Here is a 19,135-nt window from a genome sequence, read left to right as displayed (position 1 = left end):
AATGATACAGTTCTTAATGATTGCTTTCTATTTTTTAGATTCAACAACTTCCGAAATATACATAATTATCCAGAATTATTACTCTTATTTAAACTTTTTAACAAATAATCAAAGATCACAAATATTGTTATATAAATACTACCCATTAAAGAAGATAGATAAATAGTATCATTAAAAGTATCAATATTAAAATTAACTAAACTAAATAATAGTGAAAAAATTAATGCACAAAATAAATGCTTAATATACATGATTAGAACTTTTTTATTTTTACTGTATTTTTCAATCACAACTGATACCACAACAGCTACAAGCATAGCCGGTGCAGTAAATGCAGTACCATATATACCATATGCAATGCTGTATGTATACCCAATAAATAATGGAATAATAAATACTCCTAAAATTAATGTAATTACAGCTGAAATAATTTTGTTTTTCAAAATGACACTTCACAACCTTTATTAATTTTTTATGCTTTAAAAATGCCAAAGCAATAAGATATGATCCAACAGTATGTAAAAAAATCAATTCATCATTTATGTCACACTCTATTAAACTATAACACTATAGCAAATAGGAAGTTTATTTCTGTTTTTAAAATATACGGAAAATAAGAGGTTCATTATTTTATGAAGAGTGTTATGTAAAATTTTAATCATGAATTAGAAAATGACCAAGACACCAATTATGCAATCTTGGTCTTTAATGTTAAGCTGGCATTGATAATCAATTCGGAATTCGGAGCTGTAGCGTGTGACGACGCAGCGGCTTTTTTAATATATAAATAAACAAACTGTGTACATGTGTACAAAATTAATATTGTCATGAAGTTTTCTCTTGATTTAAAGCAACAGCTTCTCCCTTCGCTGTTGCTTTTTTTTATTTATTTTTTAACTAACTTTTCTCAATACGTTCAAAACATAAGTTTTTCCATAACAGCCCAGACTTTATTGCATGTTGTATCACATTTATATCGATTAAGCGTTTTTAATCGTTTGTTTTGAGTACCACGTCTTACTAAACGAAACCCTCTTGCTTCAAGATCAGCAATAGCAATATCTAACTCTTTGTCGTTTTTCCGCTGTATTGTAGGTAATCTAAATACGCCATTATGTGCTGATAAACGATTGAACATTAAATCCATCCCCTTTAGAAAATATTCAGTTTATCGTGAGCAACTTTGCCATATTTTATTCTGTGAATATCTAGGGATTTTTGGTTATTAAATATAGTTTGTTGATTCAGCAAATTTTCAAACCTGAAAAAATCTAAGGATAATAAAACATCTTCTGAACAGACTAAATTCGGGAGGTGAAATCCATGCCAAATAATAACAACAACCAATACGTTAACCAAATCAAACAACAAATCCAACAAGCAGAAGCTAACAAAAATCAAGCTTCTGGTCGATTCGCAACTCCGAATGCAATGAACTCAATGAACGAAGAATTCGGGACTGAGACTGATGTTAACCAAGTCAGACAACAAATCCAACAAGCAGAAGCTAACAAATACCAAGCTTCTGGTAGTAATGCAAATAATGGTTACGAAAACAATACAAATTAAGTTGATTGATCCTAAACCGGCAACCTTTTTTTGCCGGTTTTTTGTTTTCACTTGCTGAATATTAGAAAAAGTGTTCAGTATTTCCTATTAAGGTCTATTTGTTATTATTTCTGAAAGACTCTCATGATATTTTGTCGGCTCACTAAACCAACCACAACGACAGTATATTGACAACAATTAGTATGAAAGCAATGTCCCTTACTTATTAACTTCCCTGTCTAAGCTGAGTAACTAGGTCTAGAAACTTCTTCAACTTCAATAATCAATTGTTTATTTCCGCACTCAGGACATTCTTCATATTGATTCATCTAATCGCTCTTTCTGCACAATAACTTTCTGACATGTTTGTCAATTCCCTTCTTTCTCAATCACTTTATAATTATGGTATAATCACACAAAAAGGGGTTTTATTAGAATAATGCTTGTAATATTATTTTTTATATTTATAATTTGGTTTTTGATTAAATTCATTAACTTGCAGGAAGAACAAAACAACTTACATGAGAAACAAAACAGCTTGCAGGAGGAACAAAACGAAATTCTAAGAAATATATCCAACAAGCTAAATAAGTAGTATACATAGATTGGAAATTCCATCTTTTTTACTGAACAAAATCTTTCAAACCTTCACTTACCCCACCTACGCAAACAACTAATCTGCACAAGTCCCGACGCTCCGTAGTTGCCTATAAGTCTTGCATCTTCTACATTTCTTGGTTGGATCATAAGCTTTTCGTTTCGGGCATCCTCGGCACTCAAGGAAAGCTATGTGGTCCTGCTGATTGATTAGCCTTGCTCTACGTTGTTTAACTGTATTCATGCGTCATACCTCCAACGCATCCAGTAAGTTGCTGTATAGCATCTGCTTTACCAAAAGCTATATGGAAAGTGGTTTCTCAGGTCAGGAAATAAGAAATAATTTCCCGGGTAAGCGCAAGAAATGACAAGTTTAGTCTTACATTCCAGCAACAAGCGACTGATCTTATCATTACCCTCCGCATTTCTGAAAATCCAAGCTGGAAATAAATCTCTGGTCTGTACATCATTCATCCAATTGCACCACCTAATCTAGTAAATACTCAATTTCGAATGTACTTTCTAACTTCTTTGTAGCCGACAGTATTCGCACTTATCACATCGATGAGTTTTTTTATGTCCTAGCTTCCCTTTTACAATGCTCGGTAGCATTTTTCGGTTCCTTGTTCTTTTCTGCATCTGCTTGTACGAGTTGTGTAGTGTCTGTTTCTGTTTCTGTTTCTGTTTCTGTTTCTCTGTTTCTCTGTTTCTGTTTCTGTTTCTCTGTTTCTGTTTCTGTTTCTGTTTCTCCGCATCCAGCTAAACCTAAACTTAGTAATCATATGCTTTAGATAACAGTATGGAAGCCGTTGCCAGTGGTCAGAAAGTTCAAGATGTTCAACACTTAGGTATAATGGAAGGTGGAAAAATCGAAATTCATTATAAGCCTGTTATTTCATTCGATGATGCCACAGTATTTGAAATAGAAGTTAAATAGCATATCATTCTTCACAGACAATTGCGGTAGGCTTATCACAAGTCACTCAAAATAAAAACACCCCAATCGTTAGATTTTTGGTCTAACGATTGGGGTGGCAGTTCATAATGGGTGGGGGTTTTTTCATATAAAGCTATTCATGGCTTCTTTTGTCTCGATTAAATACGACTCTTCCTCATGTATTATAGGTCCGTCCCTATCTACCCTTATCTCGTAGATTCTCTTAGTAATCAAGGTTTTGTAGAACAAAACGCTTTCTTTGAAAAGGAAGAGAATGAGATGATTAACCCTATTAAACGAAGTTTGGATACAGAACATCCAACTCCTTATTCTCAAATCACGACGTATTCAGATAGTTCAGTAACTGGAGTTGATTTCAGTAAAGCTACTTTTTATGGTGAGGAAGGCAATGTAATTGAACCGCCAATCAATAGTGATACTGATTTAATAACACCTTAGTCTAGTGGTACCACTTGGTGGGAGTTGGAATACCTGTTCAGGATATAGTTGCGTAATAGGGGTTATGACAAAATCTCTAGAGTTTACAAGGAATCTGTGGATGGTTATGAATGGAATTTTCTAGAATCAAGGTGTATTTCGTGACACGGAAACATTAGATTATTCAGCATATGGTGGAATAAAAGAACAGGTAATATATGAAAAAGATGGAAATCTACGCACAGATTATGTATATTTAAGAGTAAAGGATGACACTTACTGGGTTGATTCTTCATTTTAATTACCTTAACTAACGAAAGAAGGTTATTTTAGTGACAATAGAAGGTTTATTTGGTTTAATCATTGAACCACTCTTATGGTCATTAGTTGTTTTTTTTAGCTTGCAGACAATTATTGTTACCTTCAATAAGGCTGATACAAAAGCAAAAAAATATGCAATCGTCACTAGTGTCTTAGTGTTTTTATTAGTTATATCAGATGATATTACGAGCATGATTGATTTTATTATGAGAATGTCGTAGACAAAATCAAAGAAATTTAAAATTGTCTACAAACTGAACCAGGTACTCATTTAAGTACCTGGTTTTCATTTATAAAGATATTCACTAATTAATTCTTCTCCATTCGTTTTTAGAGCTTACTTTGCAAAACGTAACACTTCATCTTCTCCAGCCGTTTTAATAACTACATCACTGAAATATTCATCAACTTTAACCCACTTCACAACCTCGATGTTTTTCTTAGCTAAAAGACGTTTTTTATCATAAAAATCTTTTCTTAGCTCTTTTAATAAACCTTCTATACTATTGGCACCTTAATTCTCTAAAGTAGCTTTTTCAATTACATAGTTTTGAGGTATGAAAAATGTTCTGGTGTAAAATTCTGGTTGTGGTTCAGTTAAATTCACTGCGTAATAGTTGCCAATTTTAAAGCCTTCACTTTTTAGAACAGTTCCTGCTTTCAATTGACCAGCAATTCTTTGATAATAATCATTATTGTTAATTAAATATGGTTTTATATGCTGCACTGTATCCTTTGTTACAATAAATAATGTATCCGTATTAACAAGTTCAGGTTCTATTATTTGAATGTCAGTTGGATCAATTTTATTTCTTTCAATACCGCCACCTACAAAACCCATATTATAGGTATGGACAAGCTCTCCTTGTTCAATTTTAAAATCTCCCCAAATATTTAAATACGTGTAATAGGAATGTGTATGAGTCCCCGAACTATCATCTTCCATGTAAAATGATTTAAATGGTTTATCTCTATTTATCCACAAATATGCTGGGTTATCATAAAATTGTACACGCTGTTCAAATGGAATCGCCATAAATACTGTTAAATCCGTTGCTTGTACACGATAACCAGAGCTCATCCAATAATACGTTTGCCCATTGTATTTTTCGATATTATATACGCGGAAGTAGTTTCCCTTTTTAACTAACATCGATTCAAACTGTCCATTGACGTTTTTCTTGTACACTTTCACATCTTTTGAAAACGTCATTTTCCCTGTTTGCCCTTTGACAATTTCTGCTCCATTATACACCACTTTTGCTTCTGAATTTGTTGGATTTACTACCGCAAATACAATTACTGCTAGGAACACAATAAATAATTTTTTCATTATTCTCCCCCTCAACTTTATTTTAGAAAAGATAATTTATTAGAACTATATACTAATAAAGGTAATATTTTATCAATAGAAATTAAGGGTGTCAAAAATCTAACAAAAGTAGATTGTTTTTCCATAACATAACTTCACCTATCGACCATTCAAACCAATTTTCTAAATTTGATCTACTATTTATTTGTGTACGACTATCACATTATGAAGCCAGTTATATAACGGCACTGGTTGTTCTCTATTTGCTGTTTCTTCTATAATTTCCGTAACGACGTAAAAGGCCTATAATTTAATTTCCAAGAGTTCTCTTTCATAAAACAAATAAAAAAATGAGGGTAAAACTTTTGCCATTACCGTCCAATAACATTTTCTCTCAGTTTTTTATTTTCTTGTTTTAACGTACTAATAGAAATGCCTGTGATTTCAGCAATTTGTTTAAATGAATGAGTATTTCGTAAACTCATAGCATGGTTTAACTGTTTTTTAGTGTATTTATTCGGCCTGCCTTCACGGAATTCTGGTTGCTGTTTAGCAATGGCTTTCCCTTCCTGAGTACGTTCAATAATAAGATTCCTCTCCATTTCAGCTACAACAATTAACGTCTGTAAAAAGAAACGCCCCATTGTCGTATCTTCAAGCAATCCAACATTAAGCACATGTACTTTTACGCCTTTTGTAAATAACTGTTCAATGATCTCGATGCCTTCTTTAGTGTTACGAGCCAATCTATCCAATTTGGTTACAACAAGCTTGCCACCTTCTTTTAATTTAGACAGCAGCTCATTTAATTGAGGTCAATCTGTTTTCGTTCCTGTGAATTTCTCTTTGTAAATAACTATTGCTCCTTCATTCTCTAATGCCTGGAGCTGAACATCTAATTCTTGCGATACAGTGGATACCCTCGCATAACCGTAAATCATAAAAAACCTCTCATTTTTATACCATTTTTACGAGCCTAAGTTATGACACTGCGTGATGCCTTGATATTACTACATCTACCAAATGACCTTAATGATGTTAAGTTTTGACATCTTGTAAATAAAAAAGACCACCTCGTATGAGATGGATAAATCTTTCTAGCTATTATAGTGATAGGTAAGCCTTTGACGTTATCTCCGGCTTTTCCCCCACTTCACACCGTACGTGCGAGTTTCCCAGCATACGGCGTTCCCATTAATCCAATTCATTCAGATTTTATGTGTAGGCTAAGTTACTACTTAGAGTCAGATTGTGGCGTTCAGACATTGCTTACGCAATTCATTTACTTTCAATAGTTGCTTTTCATCTAATTTCAATGCTTTGAGGAGCATTTGTATTTTCTCGAGGTCTTTTAAGTGGATTAGTCGGTGAATTGATTCGTGGATAATCATTAAATTGCCATAGGAATCATCCTGTGTTAAATAATACGGTGTTTTATGGTGACAGTGCCAACCATTTAAACCTAGTGAGACACCAGTTACAGCACATTTTCCATATTGAGCAATAAACCGACTAATGCGATTATCATTATATTCAATAGAGCGTTGTGGAATAAATTGTTTCATCACATAAGTGAGGGTTTCTTTAGGAATCGCTCGTTGATTGCGATGGATTTTGTGTCTACCTTTGGTAGTATAATTACAAATGTCCTGTGAGAAATTGAGATTAACTCGGCAACGTTGGGCGTGAATAGGAACGAGCATCATTTCTTTAATCTTGTACAACTTACATTCGTATCCTTTATACCGTTTCTGTAATGATTTCGTGAAGTCTGTGAACGTTGCTTCTTTTCTCATTTCTTTCAGTCGATTATGCATAGTTCGATGTGTGCAGTGGTTCAGCTTATTTAAATCTTTTGTGACGTGTGACGCTGCGGCGTAATAATTTTGAATCCCCATTACAACCGTATTAAACCGCCATACATTTTCTACTGATTGATGTTTCTGAATCGCTTTAACAGCTTGTTTAATCGTTAGTTGAGCGTTTTTCAATGCTTTTTCCGTCATGTGAGAGTGTGCGACATATAGCGTACGTTTCGCTGTTTTCTTTCGATGGGCTTTTATGCGAAACCCCAAAAATTCTGAGGAGTTTTTCTTTAAATTTACTACTTTTGATTTCTCTTCACTAACCTCTAAATGGAGGCGATTTCCCAGAAAATCAGTTACCGCATAATACATTCTTATCGCCTGTGAACGAGTTCGACATAAAATTTTAAAGTCATCCGCATAACGGACAATATAACAAGGTTTTAGGTTGGTCTTTTTTAAGGCTTGCATCTTGTTAGGTGGTGTTTTATAGACTTTTTTTGTCTGGAAGTTTTCCCACTGATGACTAACCCACCAATCAAGTTCGTTTAATACGATGTTTGATAACAATGGAGAGAGAATCCCACCTTGTGGTGTACCATTTATCGGTAAACCCTCACCAACAATTTCTGCTTTTAATAATCGAGAAATAATGGATAATAAAGCTTTATCCCGAATCCCTATTGCCCACATTTGTTTAAGCAGTTTCGCATGGTTCACGTTATCGAAAAAGCCTTTTATATCAACATCTATACAATGATAGAAACATCCTCGATTAATTAATGTTTCAAAGCGTGCTTTGGCATGATGTGTGCTACGGTTCGGTCTGAATCCGTAACTATGCTTATAAAATCTCGCTTCGCATATTGGCTCTAACACTTGCAAGATACATTGTTGAAACAATCTATCCCAAATCGTTGGAATACCTAGCGGGCGAGTTTTTCCATTTGACTTTGGAATCAAGACACGTCGAACAGCTTGCGGTTGGTAGAATGAAAACATTTTCCGTACATTCTCGATGACTTCTGAAATGGGAAGGCTTTTTACGTCATTGATGGTAAGCCCATCAAACCCAGAAGTTTGACTACCCGTATTTTTCTTAATATTACGGTAGGCAAGTCGGATATTTTCATCCGATTGCATCAGCTCTACTAAATCATAAAAATTTTGACCATTAGCACTCTGAGCATATAACGTATCGAGATGATACTGCATGTCATAATACTCGCTATGCCTCAATTTCTTTCGTTTTAACAAGTCGGTGGCTCCTTTTGGAGCTGAACCTCTATTAGTCTCGCGGGAACCTTATTAATCGTTGAAGAACTGCCTTGCATGGTGAATAAATCTTGTATTAATCTAGTGGTTATCCCTCCACGTTCATTACACGCTTCAACGGTACTATACCACCACTTTCACTGATATAAAGAGAAGTTATATACTCGCTAATCTCACGATTATTTTCCTTCTCAACGCTTCATCAAGAGTAAGCTCTCCACGTTATCAGCTTACCACGTTGAATATTATCTATTATGGAATAAACTTAGGTGCTTCCTATGGACCTGTTAGCGTTGCATATGCCTGTAACATAAGATGGACTTTCATATAGTTGATTCTTACTCATCCACAGCTAACCCTACATATAGTAGTTAATACATTTCTATATTATGTGCGTCTAGATCCGTACATTCGGAAGTTCGCCAGTAGTACACTAATCTTATGTGTCTTTCATACATTCTCACCATATCTATTCAACCCAAGCATTATGATTTACACCACCCCATCGGGTAGGGTTTCGTCAGCTGAACTGTTACGGTAAATTCTTAAGCCTATTAACCGAGCTTATAACACGCTTTTCCTTACTATATAGCGTGCTATTCGATGCAGGGGGAGCCTTTCTGAGCGTTACCTCATCATTCGACTCCTTGATAATACCCTTCAATTTAAATCATAAATTGCCTGACCTTTACCGAGATTGTGTTCACCACAACTCATTTAAGCCAGGAACGTGTCGCACCAACTAACGCACCCGTTAACCATCCATGTAGCGCAAAAACCAGCGCTATATCACAGAAAATGAAAGATGATTAAGTTCTTTCATGGGAGTTCAAGATGAATAAACGTTATAGTCAGACGCGAAGTGTGTCTGTACCTGGCACCTTGTATATTCCATTGAATCGGGTGTTTTCTTCAAAATTAGCGATCAGCATCTTTTATTCTTACAGTCAAGACTGGTATTACCATCACAACAAATACAAAATGTTTTTTGAATTAAAACACTCAGTTGTCCAAAAGCTTCACCACCAGGATTTGAAACTTTAAGACTCTCGAAATCTTCTACTTGAAAAGCTCGCGTCCCAAGTGCTGGAATCACTACATTAATTTCTAAACCACTGCGTGTATTAATTTCGATCGGGAGCGGGACGGCATTCGGTTCGCCTGCAAGTTGAGCAGATCTCACTTGTATAAGTGTTTTGTTGTGATTACATGTATAATCCTGAAAAACGACTTGCTCCGTTGTTCTTGTAGAAACAGGAAATTCTAGAAACGTCTCACTACCATCAATCGTATGAGTATCAATTTGATCTGCTTGACCTGAACAAGTAATACAAAATGTTTTCTGCATGAGTACGCCTAATGTACCATTAATAGCTGCAGAGTTTGCAACTGTGATACTTTCTAGATTTTCCACTTGAAAGGAGCGTGTTCTTGCACCTGGAATTGTTTCTATAATGGTTTTTTTGGGGTTCCGAGTTGTAATTGTGACAGTGAGCGGGACAGCTGCGGATCCGGTTGTATCAAGTGATCGCAATGTAAGAAGGGTTTTATTATGATTATTTGTATAGTCCTCAAAAACCACTTGATTTGTTGCACCAGAAAATATAATAAACGATCTGAATATATCTCCTTGAATCGTATGCGTTGCAATCCGACAATCATCATCTTTTCTAGGTGAACCTGAAATACATGGCTTCTCTTGAGATATTTGACATACATCTCTTGCTTGAAATCTTAATGGTGTACAACAGTTGCATGTACAATTTTCTTCACAACCACAATTAAAACTTAAGTTCATTATCTAATACACCTCTTTTTTGATTGAATGATAATGATATTAGGATATGATAAATGATTCACAAGGATTGAGCATATGCGTAGAAATGGATTAGTTTATTAAAATAAAGCAAAAAACAGTTTTAAAAAAGCTCCTAAGAGCTTTTTTAATCACGGGGTAATACCTTATACATTTCATGAATTTGATATTCGTTTTAGGTTTACATAATTTCAGTTTCCGGAAGTTGAATATTTCAAAAACACTGTTAGAACAATGTTCTTCCAACTACATTTTTTATTGATTATCCAGTATTTTATACATTGTTGATTTATCTGGCTTTACGCTAGTTGTTCAAATTCATTTCCAAATATTCCTTGCATAAAATTATTCTCGTTCTTTGGCCTTTTCACTAGCCCATTTTTCTTAAGCGGTTCATCCTGTATGATTTCCTTATCCTCCAACTCAGTTGCATCTTTACTTGAAATGGTTGCAACCTTTACCGTTTTGGTTGCTTCCTTTTTAGTTGCATCCCTCGACCATTTCTCGCGGCACTTACGGCTCTTGAATGTCCCAAGCTTAACTCCATGCTTTTCAGCAAGATCAGCCTGTGTAATCTTTGTGGTTTCCCATTCTATTTTAATTTCATCCCAATTAGCCATATCCCATAAACACCACTTCCGATGTTTTCCCATTAAGGAGCCTGTGAAGCACCTCAACTCTCTGTCACCGTGAACTAATGGAATACGTTGCTGCACCTCTGCAACCTTAAACTCATATTCACTATTGCGTTTATTGCTTGAATACACTCGTCGTTGTACCTCAATAAATACTGGATCACTCGTTCCTCCACTCGCCATCAGTAGCGTTGCCTCAATCTCATACATAGCTGTCTATGCACCAATGTAGCTGTTGTTATCAACCTTTGCTACTAGTTGCCTTGCTTCCTCGATTGTTTCAATCATCCAGCTATAATCCTCAATCCATTGCAATAAATTTTCTTTCGTTACCTTGCCTCCATTCAGATCACCTTCCAAACTGAACATTTTCTTCCGCATATTCAATGTCTTCCCGATCACGATGAGATTGAATATCATAACCCCAGTACTCGCTATATAATCCTACGTAACTGTGACCAGCGTTTGCACCCCCACCATTACGAATAAAATCAATTGAAATCACAAATCAAAGCCCATAACGTGCATCCATGAGAAAAACCTTAGGATATTATTATTGTGTTTTTAATACTGACCTCGTGAAATACCAATAATAACCATTATTGGTAGGAGTTAATTAAATGGATCCAATACTTGAAAAAATGAATCTACTACAAACAGTTTCTGATATCTCAGAGTATACAAATTTTATAGTCTCTGAAGTAAATGATCATGTTGTAAGAATAGTCGTTATAGACGGTGAGTATCATTGGCATGAACATGACATGATACAGATGAAATATTTATGGTTCTTGAAGGAGAGTTATTTATTGATCTAGAAAATAACGAAACTATTTCTTTACTTTCCAGGTGAAATATTTAAAGTACCAGCTTTCACCCAACATAGAACACGTTCAACTGGAAGAACAGTAAATCTATGCTTTGAAACAAAAGAAAACGATATTAAAGGAAAATCTTAAGTGCCAGTTAATTGGCGCTTTTGTTTACATTTTTTTATTATGAATACTCCTCAAAATCCTCATATTGTGCAGTAATATTGATAGCCAGGAGCATATCCAGCTTTACTGTATAGCCTTTATTTTTTTCTACTCGTACGATGCTTCTACTCCATTGCGCCCTCTGTAATCACAATATTCTGAACTTATTCACAGACTTATTCACAAAATCCACAAATACTAGAAATAATCAACCACCAGTCTAAAGTTGACATCTAAACCACAAAATATTAAGGTATAATAATCCAATAAGGAGGTTTTTATACAATTATGGAACTATTACTCGGTTTTATACCTATTTTATTTCTATTACTTTTCTATCTTGCACCATTAGTATTTATAGTTTGGTTTGTATTTAAAATTATTAACATACAAAATGAACAAACTGAAATTCTAAAAAGAATAGCTGATAAACTAGATAAGTAATGTACTAATTGGAGATTATCTATAACAAGCTCTCTAACCTCTCGCATACCGCGAAACTATTACTAACTGTTTGACTACCAACTAAAAATGCGCGAGAAATCAATTTTAGAAACGTTGATTTCTCGCGCTTTTCTGATGTAATTTTTTTGAATTTTGCTTTTAAAATGTACTTATGTCTCAGCCGCTTTTACATTTTTTTTATTTGATACCTACAAAACTTAATAATATTGAATACTAACAACGTTATTTAGCAATAGTGATGCAGAAACCTTTTCCAATTCTTTTCGTTCTTTAATATATAAAGGGAAAATGAATATGTTCGGTTTGCTTAATCTTGGACGCCCTGTACTTGGAATAATTACTTGGCTATTACCAATCGGAATTCTTTTACGTTCTAATAAGCAAGTTCATACTAATGGGATCGTATTTTGTAAGTTTTAAGGGGTTATATTAGTACATAAAAATACTATTATAATATGATAAACTATTACATTTTTGTATAAAACGATGTAATTTTTTATAAATTTCTTTTAAAATCATAGGAGGCTTTTATTATGGGATTATTTGATATGTTTAAAGGTGACAAAGAACACAACGAACAAGGTATGAACCCTCACTTCGCATTCGCAACATCTTTACTTTATATGATGGGTGCAGATGGAGAATACGATAACGAGGAGTTAGGTCAATTATTAGCAGTTCTCGGTGGGGCGAAAAAAGGTAACTCTGTATATATCGGTGGTAATAATGGTGATTTAATGGACAAAGCTATAAAATATGTGCGAACTAATTCTGTAGAACAATTTTTAAGCGAAGCTTCACCAGTCTTAACGGATGCTCAAAAAATGTGTATTTTAGTTAATATTATTGATTCTTCATTTGCTGATGGCGAAGCTGAAATTGAAGAACAACAATTATTCGGCAAATTCTTAAATGCTTTCGGAATTTCTGAAGAAAGATTCAAACCATTCTTTGAAGTTATTGTACTAAAGAATGACCGTTCTGTATTCATTAATCCAAACCACGCTAAAAATCAACCAGGATTTAAAGTAGAGCTTCCTGTTGGATGACACTTAAAAAGACTAGGTACTCATATTAATGAGTACCTAGTCTTTTGTGTGCGCCCGGCATGCGTATGAACTATAGGGTGCAAGTCCCGAACCTCGAAGACAGAAGTAGAGGTTAGCCAAGAGCAAGGGTGTCCGTGGCGACGCGGAATCTGAAGGAAGCTGGAGGCAAAACACCGGTCCGAGGAACACAAATCTCATATAAGGCTAGGTATGATTGGATGAGTGTGCACAACAACACAAAGTCCTTTCTGTCGAAGGTCATATCGAGTAAATGAGGCGGATAGATGGTGTGAAAGTGCATACGCTTACCCGGGGAGGTCTGATGGAAACGCAAAGTACACTTTGTAACCTACTTAGCGATAGGTAGCTGAACCATCAGAAGTCAGCAGAGGTCATAGTACCATTCACTTCTAGAATGAATGGAAAGGACCGAACAATTCGGAGAGAATAGCCCTTGGCATGCAGTTTTCTATGATAAACACAGAAAATCCAGAAGGACCGACTTAATGGAGGTAATGGTGAATCCCATGAGGGACATTGAGCGGGTGCAGTAGAAACTGTTATAAGAAGACAAGCTATTCACGGAGGAGTCGAACGAGATGTTAATGAATCAAATTTTATCACGAGAGAATCTGCTTCTCGCACTCAAACGGGTGGAACGAAACAAAGGGAGTCATGGAGTAGACAAAATGCCCGTAAAATTCCTACGACAGCATGTAGTCGAAAACTGGCTAACGATTAAGAAGCAAATTCTTGAGGGAACCTACCAACCACAACCAGTTCGCAGAATCGAAATCCCGAAACCTGACGGCGGTGTGCGACTATTAGGAATCCCAACCGTGACAGACCGACTCATTCAACAGGCAATTGCCCAAGTGCTATCCAACCTATACGACCCGAACTTCTCGAATCATAGTTACGGATTTCGACCAAAACGAAGTGCTCACGATGCAATCCGAGAAGCCAAAGGCTATATAAAAGAAGGATATCGCTGGGTAGTAGATATGGACTTAGAGAAATTCTTCGACAAAGTAAACCATGACCGTCTAATGAGTACATTAGCGAAGAAAATTTCTGATAAACCTCTACTCAAGCTGATTCGTAGATACTTGCAATCGGGTGTCATGATAAATGGTGTCGTTTATGATACAGATGAAGGAACACCCCAAGGGGGTCCACTGAGTCCACTTCTCTCAAACATTGTGCTGGATGAATTAGACAAAGAATTAGAGAAACGTGGTCATAAATTTGTCCGTTACGCCGATGACTGCAATATTTATGTGAAAACAAAACGAGCAGGAGAACGAGTGATGGCAAGTATCAAAACCTTTATTGAGAAGACGCTGCGATTGAAAATAAATGAGAAGAAATCCGCAGTGGCTCGTCCTTGGCAACGTAAATTCCTAGGATTTAGCTTTACCTCCCGCAAAGAACCACAAGTTCGAATTGCGAAAGAGAGCATAAAGCGAATGAAGAACAAAATTCGGGAATTAACAGCTAGAAAGAAGCCATTTCCAATGGAGTACCGAATTCAACAATTGAATCAATACTTAATTGGGTGGTGTGGCTACTTTTCATTAGCGGATACGAAATCAATATTTGAATCACTGGATGGATGGATTAGAAGAAGACTTCGCATGTGTTTATGGAAGAATTGGAAGAAGCCTCGTACGAAAGTGCGCAACCTTATTCGCTTAGGAGTTCCAGACTGGAAGGCTTACGAATGGGGCAATACTCGCAAGAGTTACTGGCGTATTTCGAAAAGTCCAATATTACACAGAACCCTTGGTAACTCTTATTGGAGTAACCAAGGGCTCAAAAGTCTGCAAGCTCGTTATGAAATCTTGCGTTATTCATCTTAATTGAACCGCCGTATACGGATCCGTACGTACGGTGGTTGGAGAGGTCGGGAGTTAGTCACTCCCTCCTACTCGATTTAGATGATACGTAATATATGTCTTTATCAAACGATTAGTCTTTATGTTACCCTGCTGTAAGTCCTTCAATGTAAAGCCTCTTGCTAACCGTTTTATTAAAGTGAATTATATTTTTTTACAACTAAAGGAATAGATAGTACATATAAATCTATAGCATACGTAATAATCGTAATCCCTTTACCTTCTTCAGTAAATTTTGCTTGTTGAAACTCTTCTGATACTTTTCTTTTTCCCCATTTTTTATGGTAACCATTCAAATCCTAAAAACATAACATTAATCTACCTTCTTTTCGCATAAATTGCACCATAAAGGGCCATTAATTCAAATTCCACTACTACACTGACTTATGTATGTAAAACTAAGAAATTTCCCACAATCTTTTGACGTCCACCAATTCTTGCCCATCGAATTCCATTCTGTATATGTCCGGTTTTGTTGTTTGAAGTAAAAAGTTCAAATCGTACTTACTGTCATAATACCCCATCATCAAAGTCATAACAGCCCCATGCGTGCCAATCACTACTCTCTTTCCTTGATATATGTTTACTATATCTTTCAAAACTGTTATAGCTCGTTTCTGGCAATCAGCATTGGACTCTCCTCCCTTTAAAGCAAAGTTTGAATCAGAAAATGACTTTTGTATTAAAGGAAATAATTCCTTGTCAGACATCCGCGTGTCTTCAGCATTAAAAATTCTCTCTTTAAGGTCTTCAAAGACAATTACTTCTTTTTCAATTAGCTCAGCTACTTTTTGAACAGTTAGGATTGAACGACGATACGGGCTTGAGATAACAGTGTCAATCCCCTCTTCTTGTAATATGTCAGTTATTAGATGAGCGTCTAATCTGCCTTTTTCAGATAATTCTCTTGTTCTTTCGTCCCCATATTTTGGCGAATCACCGTGTCGAACCATATATATGAATGTCTTCATAAATGCCCCCTATATTTTCATTGTTATTTACTATGTATTCTAAATCTTTACATATAAGAAAACAAAATGATATGCTTAAAAAAATTAACACTTGTAATTTTTTTGCCCCTTGACTATATAGTTACTATATAGCTTAAAGTGTGAAACGGACATAATTGATTGTATGTAAAACATACAACTTTATCATTTTAGGAGGATCATTGATTATGGGAGAAAGTATTAAGTTAAGACCGTTAGAAAGAGAAGATTTAAAGTATGTTCATAAATTAAATAATGATTCTAGAATCATGTCCTATTGGTTTGAAGAACCGTATGAATCTTTTGTAGAACTCCAAGACCTATTTGAAAAGCATATCCACAAACAAAGTGAAAGACGTTTTATACTTGAAAAAGAAAATGAAATTCTTGGATTAGTTGAATTAGTTGAAATTGACCTGATCCACCGCAATGCAGAATTTCAAATTATTATTGATCCTAATTGCCAAGGTAAAGGATATGCCTATACTGCTACTACTTTGGCAATGAAATACGCCTTTCATATTTTAAACCTACACAAATTATATTTAATTGTTGATAAGGAAAACGAAAAAGCTATTTACGTTTACAAAAAAGCAGGATTTCATATTGAGGGAGAACTGCAAGAAGAATTTTTTACGGAAGGCAAATATCGAGACGCCTATCGCATGTGTGTATTCCAATATGAGTTTGATAATAAAAAATAACTATACATTTAATTGTATTTTTTCTATAGTTATGCCCTCCTATGACGAACAAGCCATAGAAGGGCATAACCAATACTAAGCTGTGGCGTATTACGAAGCTATTCGAATAAGGAGATGATTGCAACAATCCACGCTGCTATCACAAGTAATAAAAACCACCAACCCATAAACTTTATGTACTTCTTTAAAAATGGTTTCTTTTTGAATTTATCTGAAAAGGAACTCATCTGTATTGCACCCTCAGGATGCTTCAACAGCATGTAAGAAATACTACCGAAAATTAAAGTAATCAATATTGCCACTATAAACATTTCAAAATACCACTCCTACACTTTAAGTATCAATTGCGTTTCATCTTCGAACTACGGACTATGACTATTTTCAAACGCCTCTTACACATTATATGGTTAAGTGATTAAATTGCCCATCAAAAAATTTACAAACAGGTTCCTATCATTTCTTAACCCCCAACAACTATTTTTCTAAATGCAGAATATAAGAGCCATTTTTTATAAAAAGCAAAGAGCCCAACTGAACATCAGCCGGGCAAGTATATTATTTTTCGTAGAAGCCATTTTTATTGAAATCATAAAAACATTTTGTATAGAGATTGTATAGAGATGACGTACTGTTTCCCTTCTCGATTGCTCTCATAACGCATAATAAAAACCCTCCACAAATATGTGAAAGGCAGTTATCAATTTCTACGATTTCATTTGTTTCATCTATCTTAATTACTTGAAATAAAAATTCATCGCGTTTTGATAAAGAATTTTTTCCGCAGCCATTGCATCAAACAATTCTTGAATTAGTTCAACATCCGCATAAGCAAAAGGTCTTTTTGCTCGTGTGGATGGCAAGTCTGTTCCGAACATTAACACCTCAGGATTGGTAGCATAAATAGATTTCAAAGCATTTTCTACATCGAGCTTCACACGACCAAAGCCTGTCGCCTTAACTCGTACACCTTTTTCTACGAGCTTCAACAAATGAGGTAAGCCTTCCTCGGAGAGCCCTAAATGATCAATCGAAATAGCTGGTAATTTTTCAATCGTTGGGGCAATGTCAGGCAAGTCTTTTGCGTCTATATATAGTTCACTATGCCAACCAGCTAAATCATGAACTCGTCTCGCAAAGTAATCGAGCTTCGATAAATCTTCGGAGCCCCCACGCTTCACATTGAATCGTAGTGCGCGTACCCCTTTTTTATGTAAATCAATAATCTCATCATCGGTCACCGAAAATGGTAGTTGCGTAACACCACAAAATGCCGAACCCATTTTCTCTAAAGCATTCACTAAATAACCTTGGTCAAAACCTTGGAAAGAACCAGATACAATGGCACCCCCTCCAATAGTATAAGTCGCTGTGTCTTTTTGGTAATCTTCTACAACATAGCTCGGTGGTACATATCCTTGATTTTCAGTAATAGGAAAATCAAAATCAATAATGTGAAAGTGTGCATCAAAAATTTTCATCTTTCCGCCTCCTTTCTTTTAAGTTATCAAATATAAAACATAAAGAAAAGTGATGAATATTTATAGAATCACATAAGCTTATCTTATCAAGATACAGGTCATCTTAATAAGCCGCTCTGCTTAGCCACCAGATACAACCTTATAAAGCCCAATTTATCAAAACGAAAAAATGCCAGGTACACAAAAATTGGTGATTGACCGGGCTTTTGGGTTAATGCGTGTTCATTTGTTCACCATGACATTGATAGGTTTCCACATCATTCACAACAGATTCTGAACAGATCATGAAATTATTTACTGTCGATCACTTTATTTAGATTGTTTGAGTTCTTCGACCATATTAGAAAGCTTCATGAGCGTTTTCCAATTACGGACAGTTGCTGGAACCTCAAGCTTTTTTAGATTATTAATAAGTTTGGAATTTCGAATGCTGTCATAGAATAGAAGATACACATCTCTTCCATTTATGACACCCAGTTCTCTTTCATTTGTAAAAGTTAAGAACTTGTCACGATCGACCTTAGTTGGAGATGCAGGTAACAAAGCAACATGCAGACATTCCCCTTTAGAGGAATTACTCGCTTCTGAAACCTCTTCCTCTGAAAATGGAGATTGACGAACAATTTGCTGTAATTCTTCTGCTGTCCTAATGACAACAACACTAGATATCGCAAAATCTTCTTTAATTTTATCGTGAATTTTCTTTTGCAAAATGTCCTCATGTTCATTTGATTCAAAAAGGATGTTTCCACTTTGGATATATGTCTTCACATTTTGTAATCCTAGTTGCTCCATGGAACTTCTTAATTCGGCCATGATTATTTTATTGTGTCCGCCTACATTAATGCCTCTAAGTAGTGCGATATAAATGGTCATACGATCCCGCCTTTT

The 19,135-nt window shown here is 35.3% G+C and carries 18 protein-coding genes and 2 pseudogenes; 7 read left to right on the top strand and 13 right to left on the bottom strand.

The window, feature by feature from the left end; all coding sequences use genetic code 11:
* Positions 1 to 65: 65 nt before the first annotated feature.
* Complete coding sequence (locus ACB089_RS11275) at positions 66 to 443, bottom strand: hypothetical protein (RefSeq protein ID WP_374966476.1); 378 nt, start codon at positions 441 to 443, stop codon at positions 66 to 68.
* A gap of 473 nt (positions 444 to 916) precedes the next feature.
* On the bottom strand, positions 917 to 1,138 hold the full coding sequence (locus tag ACB089_RS11270) for a hypothetical protein (RefSeq protein ID WP_374966475.1): 222 nt from the start codon (positions 1,136 to 1,138) through the stop codon (positions 917 to 919).
* A 185-nt stretch (positions 1,139 to 1,323) separates the two neighbouring features.
* Between ACB089_RS11270 and ACB089_RS11265 the strand changes: the two genes are divergently transcribed.
* The 3 genes from ACB089_RS11265 to ACB089_RS11255 all read left to right on the top strand — a co-directional run bounded on the left by ACB089_RS11265 (position 1,324) and on the right by ACB089_RS11255 (position 4,062).
* Complete coding sequence (locus ACB089_RS11265; protein ID WP_374966474.1) at positions 1,324 to 1,569, top strand: gamma-type small acid-soluble spore protein; 246 nt, start codon at positions 1,324 to 1,326, stop codon at positions 1,567 to 1,569.
* 1,792 nt (positions 1,570 to 3,361) lie between these two features.
* The gene (locus ACB089_RS11260) at positions 3,362 to 3,541 is read left to right on the top strand and encodes a hypothetical protein (RefSeq protein WP_374966473.1); all 180 of its coding nucleotides are present in this window, start codon (positions 3,362 to 3,364) and stop codon (positions 3,539 to 3,541) included.
* A gap of 311 nt (positions 3,542 to 3,852) precedes the next feature.
* Complete coding sequence (locus ACB089_RS11255; protein ID WP_374966472.1) at positions 3,853 to 4,062, top strand: hypothetical protein; 210 nt, start codon at positions 3,853 to 3,855, stop codon at positions 4,060 to 4,062.
* 293 nt (positions 4,063 to 4,355) lie between these two features.
* Here the strand turns inward: ACB089_RS11255 and ACB089_RS11250 are convergent, their stop codons facing one another.
* The 6 genes and pseudogenes from ACB089_RS11250 to ACB089_RS11225 form a co-directional block, all read right to left on the bottom strand.
* On the bottom strand, positions 4,356 to 5,174 hold the full coding sequence (locus ACB089_RS11250; RefSeq protein ID WP_374966471.1) for a hypothetical protein: 819 nt from the start codon (positions 5,172 to 5,174) through the stop codon (positions 4,356 to 4,358).
* A gap of 350 nt (positions 5,175 to 5,524) precedes the next feature.
* A pseudogene (locus tag ACB089_RS11245) lies at positions 5,525 to 6,094 on the bottom strand (recombinase family protein).
* A 303-nt stretch (positions 6,095 to 6,397) separates the two neighbouring features.
* Positions 6,398 to 8,173: a group II intron reverse transcriptase/maturase gene (gene ltrA, locus ACB089_RS11240; RefSeq protein WP_374967545.1), complete on the bottom strand. Its 1,776-nt coding sequence runs from the start codon at positions 8,171 to 8,173 to the stop codon at positions 6,398 to 6,400.
* A gap of 985 nt (positions 8,174 to 9,158) precedes the next feature.
* A complete protein-coding gene (locus ACB089_RS11235; protein ID WP_374966470.1) occupies positions 9,159 to 10,031 on the bottom strand; it encodes an exosporium protein D in 873 nt (290 codons plus the stop codon).
* 317 nt (positions 10,032 to 10,348) lie between these two features.
* Complete coding sequence (locus ACB089_RS11230) at positions 10,349 to 10,894, bottom strand: hypothetical protein (protein WP_374966469.1); 546 nt, start codon at positions 10,892 to 10,894, stop codon at positions 10,349 to 10,351.
* A 6-nt stretch (positions 10,895 to 10,900) separates the two neighbouring features.
* Positions 10,901 to 11,065: a hypothetical protein gene (locus tag ACB089_RS11225; protein ID WP_374966468.1), complete on the bottom strand. Its 165-nt coding sequence runs from the start codon at positions 11,063 to 11,065 to the stop codon at positions 10,901 to 10,903.
* A 239-nt stretch (positions 11,066 to 11,304) separates the two neighbouring features.
* Here ACB089_RS11225 and ACB089_RS11220 point away from each other — a divergent pair.
* From ACB089_RS11220 to ltrA (ACB089_RS11210), 3 genes and pseudogenes are all read left to right on the top strand, one after another.
* A pseudogene (locus ACB089_RS11220) lies at positions 11,305 to 11,643 on the top strand (cupin domain-containing protein).
* A gap of 1,016 nt (positions 11,644 to 12,659) precedes the next feature.
* Complete coding sequence (locus tag ACB089_RS11215; RefSeq protein ID WP_068984436.1) at positions 12,660 to 13,175, top strand: TerB family tellurite resistance protein; 516 nt, start codon at positions 12,660 to 12,662, stop codon at positions 13,173 to 13,175.
* A gap of 599 nt (positions 13,176 to 13,774) precedes the next feature.
* The gene (ltrA, locus tag ACB089_RS11210; RefSeq protein ID WP_374963429.1) at positions 13,775 to 15,037 is read left to right on the top strand and encodes a group II intron reverse transcriptase/maturase; all 1,263 of its coding nucleotides are present in this window, start codon (positions 13,775 to 13,777) and stop codon (positions 15,035 to 15,037) included.
* Positions 15,038 to 15,207: 170 nt separating this feature from the next.
* On the opposite strand, the gene ACB089_RS11205 is transcribed toward ltrA (ACB089_RS11210), so the two are convergent.
* Positions 15,208 to 15,369 carry a hypothetical protein gene (locus ACB089_RS11205; RefSeq protein WP_374967668.1) on the bottom strand — a complete coding sequence of 54 codons (162 nt, stop codon included), beginning with the start codon at positions 15,367 to 15,369 and terminating at the stop codon, positions 15,208 to 15,210.
* Between the two features lie 102 nt (positions 15,370 to 15,471).
* Entirely contained in the window at positions 15,472 to 16,044 is a 573-nt protein-coding gene (locus ACB089_RS11200) for a histidine phosphatase family protein (RefSeq protein ID WP_374966467.1), read from the bottom strand.
* 206 nt (positions 16,045 to 16,250) lie between these two features.
* Between ACB089_RS11200 and speG the strand changes: the two genes are divergently transcribed.
* A complete protein-coding gene (speG, locus tag ACB089_RS11195; protein WP_368634999.1) occupies positions 16,251 to 16,766 on the top strand; it encodes a spermidine N1-acetyltransferase in 516 nt (171 codons plus the stop codon).
* A gap of 98 nt (positions 16,767 to 16,864) precedes the next feature.
* Here speG and ACB089_RS11190 read toward each other — a convergent pair whose 3' ends face one another.
* The 3 genes from ACB089_RS11190 to ACB089_RS11180 form a co-directional block, all read right to left on the bottom strand.
* Positions 16,865 to 17,077 (bottom strand): hypothetical protein, encoded by a 213-nt coding sequence (locus ACB089_RS11190; RefSeq protein ID WP_374966466.1) that lies wholly within the window; start codon positions 17,075 to 17,077, stop codon positions 16,865 to 16,867.
* A 423-nt stretch (positions 17,078 to 17,500) separates the two neighbouring features.
* Positions 17,501 to 18,244: an amidohydrolase family protein gene (locus ACB089_RS11185; protein ID WP_374966465.1), complete on the bottom strand. Its 744-nt coding sequence runs from the start codon at positions 18,242 to 18,244 to the stop codon at positions 17,501 to 17,503.
* Positions 18,245 to 18,553: 309 nt separating this feature from the next.
* Complete coding sequence (locus ACB089_RS11180; protein WP_374966464.1) at positions 18,554 to 19,120, bottom strand: DUF1697 domain-containing protein; 567 nt, start codon at positions 19,118 to 19,120, stop codon at positions 18,554 to 18,556.
* Positions 19,121 to 19,135: the final 15 nt, after the last annotated feature.

The organism is Lysinibacillus sp. RS10 (assembly GCF_041956855.1).
GTDB classification, from domain to species: Bacteria; Bacillota; Bacilli; order Bacillales_A; family Planococcaceae; genus Lysinibacillus; species Lysinibacillus xylanilyticus_A.
Note: the sequence above shows the minus strand (reverse complement) of the source record. Positions and strands in the feature narration are given on the sequence as shown.